General features: G+C 69.9%; 7 protein-coding genes and 1 pseudogene. 7 read left to right on the forward strand and 1 reads right to left on the reverse strand.

The features are described from left to right. Nucleotides 1–505: pseudogene (locus MFF42_RS19450) on the forward strand (succinate dehydrogenase/fumarate reductase flavoprotein subunit); the annotation flags it as partial. Nucleotides 506–520: 15 nt separating this feature from the next. Here MFF42_RS19450 and MFF42_RS19455 read toward each other — a convergent pair. Then, nucleotides 521–1,267 carry a sulfite exporter TauE/SafE family protein gene (locus MFF42_RS19455; RefSeq protein WP_238257222.1) on the reverse strand — a complete coding sequence of 249 codons (747 nt, stop codon included), beginning with the start codon at nucleotides 1,265–1,267 and terminating at the stop codon, nucleotides 521–523. 259 nt (nucleotides 1,268–1,526) lie between these two features. Here MFF42_RS19455 and MFF42_RS19460 point away from each other — a divergent pair, with 259 nt between their 5' ends. From MFF42_RS19460 to MFF42_RS19485, 6 genes are all read left to right on the forward strand, one after another. Beyond that, nucleotides 1,527–1,844 (forward strand): UxaA family hydrolase, encoded by a 318-nt coding sequence (locus tag MFF42_RS19460; protein ID WP_238257223.1) that lies wholly within the window; start codon nucleotides 1,527–1,529, stop codon nucleotides 1,842–1,844. 7 nt (nucleotides 1,845–1,851) lie between these two features. Next, entirely contained in the window at nucleotides 1,852–3,132 is a 1,281-nt protein-coding gene (locus MFF42_RS19465; protein ID WP_283206896.1) for a UxaA family hydrolase, read from the forward strand. 140 nt (nucleotides 3,133–3,272) lie between these two features. Beyond that, nucleotides 3,273–4,637: a cation:dicarboxylate symporter family transporter gene (locus tag MFF42_RS19470; RefSeq protein ID WP_238257224.1), complete on the forward strand. Its 1,365-nt coding sequence runs from the start codon at nucleotides 3,273–3,275 to the stop codon at nucleotides 4,635–4,637. A gap of 21 nt (nucleotides 4,638–4,658) precedes the next feature. Then, nucleotides 4,659–5,600, forward strand: a complete 942-nt coding sequence (locus MFF42_RS19475) for an NAD(P)-dependent oxidoreductase (RefSeq protein WP_238257225.1) — start codon at nucleotides 4,659–4,661, stop codon at nucleotides 5,598–5,600. Nucleotides 5,601–5,604: 4 nt separating this feature from the next. Then, entirely contained in the window at nucleotides 5,605–6,594 is a 990-nt protein-coding gene (locus tag MFF42_RS19480; RefSeq protein ID WP_238257226.1) for an Ldh family oxidoreductase, read from the forward strand. 131 nt (nucleotides 6,595–6,725) lie between these two features. Then, a partial coding sequence (locus MFF42_RS19485) for a GntR family transcriptional regulator (RefSeq protein WP_238257227.1) occupies nucleotides 6,726–6,971 on the forward strand: 246 nt, incomplete at its 3' end.

Raw genomic sequence — 6,971 nt, forward strand, 5'->3', positions numbered from 1 at the left:
CGCCGTCGCGCGCGACGGGCGCCTCGCCGATCCCGATCCGCGCGCGATCGAGGCCGGCCTCGCCCGCGCCTACGGTCCCCTCGGCCGTCCGGCGGCCGAGCTGCCCGCGATCCGCGAGGCCCTGTACGAGACGATGTGGAGCGACGTCGGCATCCTCCGGGACGCAGCCGGCCTGGAGCGGGCGCTTACGGCCCTCGACGGCTTGGAGCAGGCCGTCGCCCGATCGGGCGCGCCCGACGGCGACCGGCGCTACGCGCTCACCTGGATGGACCGGCTGAATCTGGAAAACCTTGTTCTGGTGTCCCAGGCCATCGCGCGGGCGGCGTTGGCCCGCACCGACAGCCGGGGCGCGCATTTCCGCGAGGATTATCCCGAGACCTCGGACCTCGCGACCTCGCGCTACACCGTCGTGCGTCGTCACGGCGAGGCCTTCGACCTCGCCATGGAGACCGTCCGCTTCACCCATGTGAGGCCGGGCGGCTCGCTCCTCGACGCGGCGGCGTAAGGCCCGCCGCGCCGATCACCCCGGGAAGAGGCCCGGCAGGGCCAGCGCCGTGGTGGTGAGGCCGATCGCGGCCAGCAGCCCGAGCACGAGGCTGCGGAAACGGCGCTGGTCGATCCGGGCGAAGAGCGACAGACCGGCCAGCACGCTCACCAGCACCACCGGCAGGGCGAGGGCGAGATCGCCGACCAGTTCCGGCGGGATCGGATCGAGGAAGAGCAGGATCGCCAGCGCCCAGACCTGCATCACCAGGGTGAAGGACTGGTAGACCGCCCGCTGCGTGCGTGGGTCCCAGCCGCGCACGAGGCTCCAGGCCGTCGGCAGAGCCCCGGACAGCCCGGCGATGCCGCCGAGCACGCCGCCCAGGAAGCCGATCGCGCCGTCGCTCCACGGATTGCCGAAGCCGACCCGGAAATCGGCCCGCAGCAGGGAGACGATGCCGCTGTAGAGCACCAGGAACGCCCCGATCGACACCTTGACGACGTTCGGATCGAGCCCGTGCAGGAGATGGATGCCGATCGGCGCTCCGGCGAGGCCGGGCAGGATCATCGCGAAGGCCGTGCCGCGCGGTGGCCAGGTCCGCAGACGGAGGATCGACAGGCTCTGCGAGAGGATGCTGCAGACCAGGACCAGCGCCGTCGCCTCCACCGGCGAGCGGATCGAGAGCAGCGTGCCGGACGCGATCAGGGCGAAGGCGAATCCCGTCAGCCCTGAGATCAAGCCGGCGCAGCCGACGCACAGGATGAGGAGGAGCGTCTCGTTCACGAAAGCATGTCCACGGATGGGAATGGCCGGCGCCCGTCGCGGTCGCGGCCTCGCGCGGCGACTCCGGTCGTTCTTGGAACATATCTTATATAAGACATAGCGCGGCAAACAAGCGTTGGACACAGCGCGTCAGCCTCGACGCAGGCGCGCATCTCTCATTCCGTGACGAAGTCGGTTTGCGCTTGACGCTCTAAAACTTATAGGTCTTATATAAGACTAGTCGCCGCCAAGAGCCGACGACAGCCAGCAGGAGGACCGCATGAGCAGCCACGCCGCGCCCGGCGAGGGACGCCGCAAGCCGCATCTTCTCGCCCATTCCCCCGAGGACAACGTCGCCGTCGCGGTGATCGAGGGGCTGAGCGCCGAGACCGATGCCTTCGGGGTGATCACCGAGAACGACTCCACCTTCGAGGTGCATGTCCGGCACGACATCCCGATCGGCCACAAGGTGGCGCTGACCGACCTCAAGGCCGGCGATACGGCCATCAAGTACGGCCAGGACATCGGCAAGGTCATCAAGGACGTCGCCAAGGGCGAGCACGTCCACGTTCACAACGTCAAGACGAAGCGCTGGTGAGGTGACGATGTTCAAGGAATCCGCTCAGCTCGAACACGAGATCGCCACGCCCTTCGTCGGCGGCGCTCCCGATCAGTTCGCCACCAAGGCGCTCTCGACCAGTCGCGCCTCCGCCGATTACGAGGCCGCCACCTTCATGGGATGGCGCCGCGAGAACGGCCGCGTCGGCGTGCGCAACCACGTCGTCCTGCTGCCGCTCGACGATCTCTCGAACGCCGCCTGCGAGGCGGTGGCCAACAATGTGAAGGGCACGATGGCGCTGCCCCACGCCTACGGCCGGCTCCAGTTCGGCGAGGATCTCGAACTGCACTTCCGCACCCTCATCGGCATCGGCTCGAACCCGAACGTGGCCGCGGTGGTGGTGATCGGCATCGAGGACCAGTGGACCAACCGCGTGGTCGAGGGCATCGCCAAGACCGGCAAGCCGGTGATCGGCTTCGGCATCGAGGGTCACGGCGACATCGCCACCGTCGCCAAGGCCAGCTACCAGGCCAAGCGCTTCGTGCAATGGGCCACCGAGCTCCAGCGCGAGGAATGCCCGATCTCGGATCTCTGGGTCTCGACCAAGTGCGGCGAGTCCGACACCACCACGGGCCTCGCCTCCTGCCCCACCGTCGGCAACATGTACGACAAGCTGATCCCGCACGGGATCTACGGGGTGTTCGGCGAGACCTCGGAGATCACCGGGGCGGAGCATCTCTGCCGGGAGCGGGCGGCGAGCCCAGACATCTCCGACAAGTGGTACGCCATGTGGAAGGCCTACCAGGACGACGTGATCGAGGCCCACAAGACCGACGACCTCTCGGACTCGCAGCCGACCAAGGGCAACATCGCGGGCGGTCTCACCACGATCGAGGAGAAGGCGCTCGGCAACCTCGAGAAGATCGGCCACGAGTGCCGCTTCATCGACGCCCTGCAGCCGGCGGAGAGCCCGGCCAAGGGCCCCGGCCTCTACTTCATGGACACCTCCTCGGCCGCGGCCGAGTGCGTGACCCTGATGGCGGCGGCGGGCTACGTGGTGCACACCTTCCCCACGGGCCAGGGCAACGTGATCGGCAACCCGATCGTCCCGGTGATCAAGATCACCGGCAACCCGCGCACCGTGCGCACCATGGGCGAGCATATCGACGTCGATGTCTCCGGGGTGCTCACCCGCGAGATGACGATCCCGCAGGCCGGCGACGCGCTGATCGACATGGTGGTGCGCACCGCCAACGGCCGGCTCACGGCCGCCGAGTCTCTCGGCCACCGGGAGTTCGTGATGACGAAACTCTACCGCAGCGCCTGACGCACCCGTCCCACGCGCCCGCGGACCGCGCCAGGGTCCCGCGGGCGCCGCCCCGACGCCACGGGGAGAGGACCACGAGAGGAGGAACGACCGCGGGACACATCGCGGCGTCTTCCGTCCCGATACAGTGGAGGAACGCCATGAGGTTGCTGCGGTCGATCTACGGCCAGGTTCTGCTCGGCATCGCGCTGGGTATCGTCGTGGGGGTCGTCGCGCCCGACTTCGCGGTCGGGTGCAAGGTCCTCGGTGACATGTTCATTAACCTGATCAAGATGATCGTCGCGCCCGTCATCTTCTGCACCGTCGTCGTCGGCATCGCCCATGTCGGCGACATGAAGAGCGTCGGGCGGATGGGCTTGAAGACCATCGTCTATTTCGAACTTGCCACCACCGTGGCGCTCGCGGCCGGGCTCCTCTTCGTCAACGTGCTGCGGCCGGGCGACGGCATCGACGCCACCGTCGAGAGCCTCGACGCGAGCCTCGTGGCCGGCATCGCCGGCAAGGCGCACGCGCAGTCGCCGATGGAGATCATCGCCAACATCATCCCGCACAGCGCGGTCGACGCCTTCGCCAAGGGCGACCTGATCCAGGTGATGTTCTTCTCGGTCCTGGTGGGCATGGGGCTCGCCACCCTCGGCCGCAAGGGCGAGTTCCCGTTGCGGGTCGTCCACGCCTTCGGCGATGTGCTGATGAAGGTCGTCGGCCTCATCATGCACTTCGCGCCGGTCGGCGCCTTCGGCGCGATGGCCTTCACCATCGGAAAGTTCGGGCTCGGGATCCTCGCCCAGTACGGGATGCTGATCGTCTCGCTCTACCTGACCTTCATCGTCTTCATCGTGTTCTTCCTCGGCGGCGTGATGCGCTTCTACGTCGGCCTCAGCCTGTGGAAGCTGTTCCGCTACACCCGCGAGGAGATGTTCATCCTGCTCGGCACCACCAGCTCGGAATCGGTGCTGCCGCGGATCATGGCCAAGCTCAACGGCCTGGGCGTCGACAAGAGCGTGACCGGACTGGTCATGCCGGCCGGCCTGTCCTTCAACATGGACGGCTCCTGCATCTACCTGACCATGGCGGTCGGCTTCATCGCCCAGGCCCTCAACATCCCGCTGAGCTGGGAACAGCAGCTCGGCATCCTGGCCATCGCGCTGGTGACCTCGAAGGGCGTGGCCGGTGTGGCCGGCGCCATCCTGTTCGTGCTCGCCGCGACGCTGCAGGCCTCGCAGCTGCTGCCGGTGGCGGGGATCGCCCTGATCATCGGCGTGGACCGCATCCTGAACGAGCTGCGCTGCGTCACCAACGCGGTCGGCAACATGGTCGCGACCCTGGTGATCGCCCGCTGGGAGGGAAAGATCGACCTCGCCCATGCCCGCGCGGTTCTCGACGGCCGCATCACGCCCAACCTCGAAACCCTGGACGACGAGAGCGAAGCCTCCGCCGAGCGGCCCACGCACGAGCCGGCGGCGGCGCTTCGGCGCTCCCCGCCCGGCGCGGTGCCGGCGGTCTGAAGCACAGCGGAGAAGCCAACCATGCCCAAAGTCGTCGTCAGCGAGTTCATGGACGAGGCGGCCATCGCCGCCGAACTCTCCGGCTTCGAGGTTCTGTACGATCCCGGTCTCATCGATCGGCCCGACGCCCTGGCGGCGGCTCTGGCGGGTGCCGACGGGCTGATCGTGCGCAACCGGACGCAGGTGCGCGGCGATCTGCTCGCGGGCGCTCCCGACCTCAAGGTGGTCGGACGCCTCGGCGTCGGACTCGACAACATCGATGTCGAGGCCTGCCGCGCCCGCGGCATCGCGGTCTATCCAGCGACCGGTGCCAATGACGGGGCGGTGGCCGAGTACGTCGTGGGATGCGCGCTGCTGCTCCTGCGCGGCGCCTACGGCGCGAGCGCCGAGGTCGCAGCCGGCACCTGGCCGCGCAACGCCCTGATGGGCCGGGAGATCGGGGCCAAGCGCCTCGGCCTCGTCGGCTTCGGCGCCATCGCCCGCGAGACCGCTCGGCGTGCCGCCGCCCTCGACATGTCGATCGCGGCGCACGACCCGTTCCTCCCGCCCGAGGATCCGGCCTGGAGGCCCGCCCACGGCCCGGTCGCGCGCGTCGCCCTCGATGCGCTGATCGCGGACAGCGACGTCCTCTCCCTGCACGTGCCCCTGACCGACGGGACCCGCGGCCTGATCGATGCGGACGCGATCGCCCGGATGCCGCGGGGCGCGGTGCTGATCAACGCCGCCCGCGGCGGCATCGTCGACGAGGCGGCGGTCGCGGCCGCCCTGCGCTCCGGCCATCTCGGCGGCGCGGCGCTCGACGTCTTCGCCCGCGAGCCCTTGGACGGGCAGGCCGGTGCGGTCTTCAAGGATGTGCCGAACCTGATCCTGACCCCGCACATCGCCGGCGTGACCCAGGAGTCGAACGTGCGCGTCTCCGCCGTCACGGCCCGGGCCGTGCGCCGCCACCTCACGGAGAGCTGATCCGATGCCGATCGTTTCCCTCGCGGAGGCGGAAGCGCTCGCCGCCCACGCCCTTGTCCGATGCGGCACGACGGAGTCCGCCGCGGCGAGCGTCGCCCGCGCCCTGGTCGGCGCCGAAGCGGACGGGCTGAAGGGGCACGGCCTGTCGCGCGTGTCGCCCTACGGCGCACAGGTGCGCGCCGGCAAGGTCGTCGGCGACGCGCTGCCCCGCCTGGAACGCCCACGGCCTGGCATATTGGCCATCGATGCCGCCCACGGCTTCGCCTATCCGGCCATCGACCTCGCTGTCGAGGCGTTGCCGGATCTGGCCCGCGAGCAGGGCATCGCCGCGGCCGGCATCCGCCGCTCGCACCATTGCGGCGCGGCGGGCCGCCCGGTCGAGGCGCTGGCGGAGCGCGGCTGCGTCGCTCTGCTCTTCGCCAACACCCCGGCCGCGATGGCGCCCTGGGGCGGGTCCCGCGCGGTGTTCGGCACCAACCCGCTCGCCTTCGCCTGCCCGCTGCCCGACCGGGCGCCCCTCGTCGTCGACCTCGCCCTGTCGAAGGTGGCGCGTGCCAACATCGTCGGTGCGGCCAAGCGGGGCGAGACGATCCCCGAAGGCTGGGCTCTGGACGCGGATGGACGCCCGACCATCGATGCGCAGGAAGCGCTTGCGGGCACGATGGTGCCGCTCGGCGACGCCAAGGGCACGGCGCTCGCGCTGATGGTGGAACTGCTCGCCGCGGGCCTCGTCGGCGCGCGCTTCGCCGGAGAGGCCTCGTCCTTCCTCGACGCCGAGGGCGATCCGCCGGGCACGGGCCAGCTGATCCTGGCCCTCGACGCGACGGCCATGAGCCCGGACGGTCCGGCGCGCTTCGCCACGCTCGCGGCGTCCATCGAGGCACAGGAGGGCGCGCGGCTTCCGGGCGCCCGGCGCCTCGCGCTGCGCCGCCGCGCCGAAGCGGAGGGCCTGAACCTGCCGGACGCCTTGCTCGCCGAAATCCGGGCCTTGTGAAGCGATTGCCTGTGCGGAGGAAAATGCTGTGATTGCTCCGATCAGCAGGCCGACGTAAGCCAGAGGAGGGAGAGGTGCTGGACACATCCTTCGACGCTCTACCCGCAGGTGGGGCTCGGCGTCGTCACGAGATGGAACGGTCAGGGGACGGGCAGGCGGGTTCAGGGCGTGGCAACGCGGTCGGCTTTCGGCCGCTTTACCGGCAGGTCTACGACACGCTGCTGAAGCGTCTCGCCGACGCCGTCTGGCAACCCGGCCAGATCCTCCCGAGCGAGGGGCAGCTGGCCGCCGAGCTCGGAGTCAGCCAGGGCACCGTGCGCAAGGCCCTCGATGCCCTCACCGCCGACAGCCTGCTGGTGCGCCGCCAGGGCCGCGGC

Origin of the sequence: Methylorubrum podarium, from assembly GCF_022179745.1 — a bacterium.
Lineage (GTDB): Bacteria > Pseudomonadota > Alphaproteobacteria > Rhizobiales > Beijerinckiaceae > Methylobacterium > Methylobacterium podarium.

Excerpts from the sequence above, each read along its gene's own strand:
- MFF42_RS19465 (WP_283206896.1), top strand. The coding sequence starts at position 1,852 with ATGTTCAAGGAATCCGCTCAGCTCGAACACGAGATCGCCACGCCCTTC.
- MFF42_RS19470 (WP_238257224.1), top strand. The coding sequence starts at position 3,273 with ATGAGGTTGCTGCGGTCGATCTACGGCCAGGTTCTGCTCGGCATCGCG.
- MFF42_RS19475 (WP_238257225.1), top strand. The coding sequence starts at position 4,659 with ATGCCCAAAGTCGTCGTCAGCGAGTTCATGGACGAGGCGGCCATCGCC.
- MFF42_RS19460 (WP_238257223.1), top strand. The coding sequence starts at position 1,527 with ATGAGCAGCCACGCCGCGCCCGGCGAGGGACGCCGCAAGCCGCATCTT.
- MFF42_RS19480 (WP_238257226.1), top strand. The coding sequence starts at position 5,605 with ATGCCGATCGTTTCCCTCGCGGAGGCGGAAGCGCTCGCCGCCCACGCC.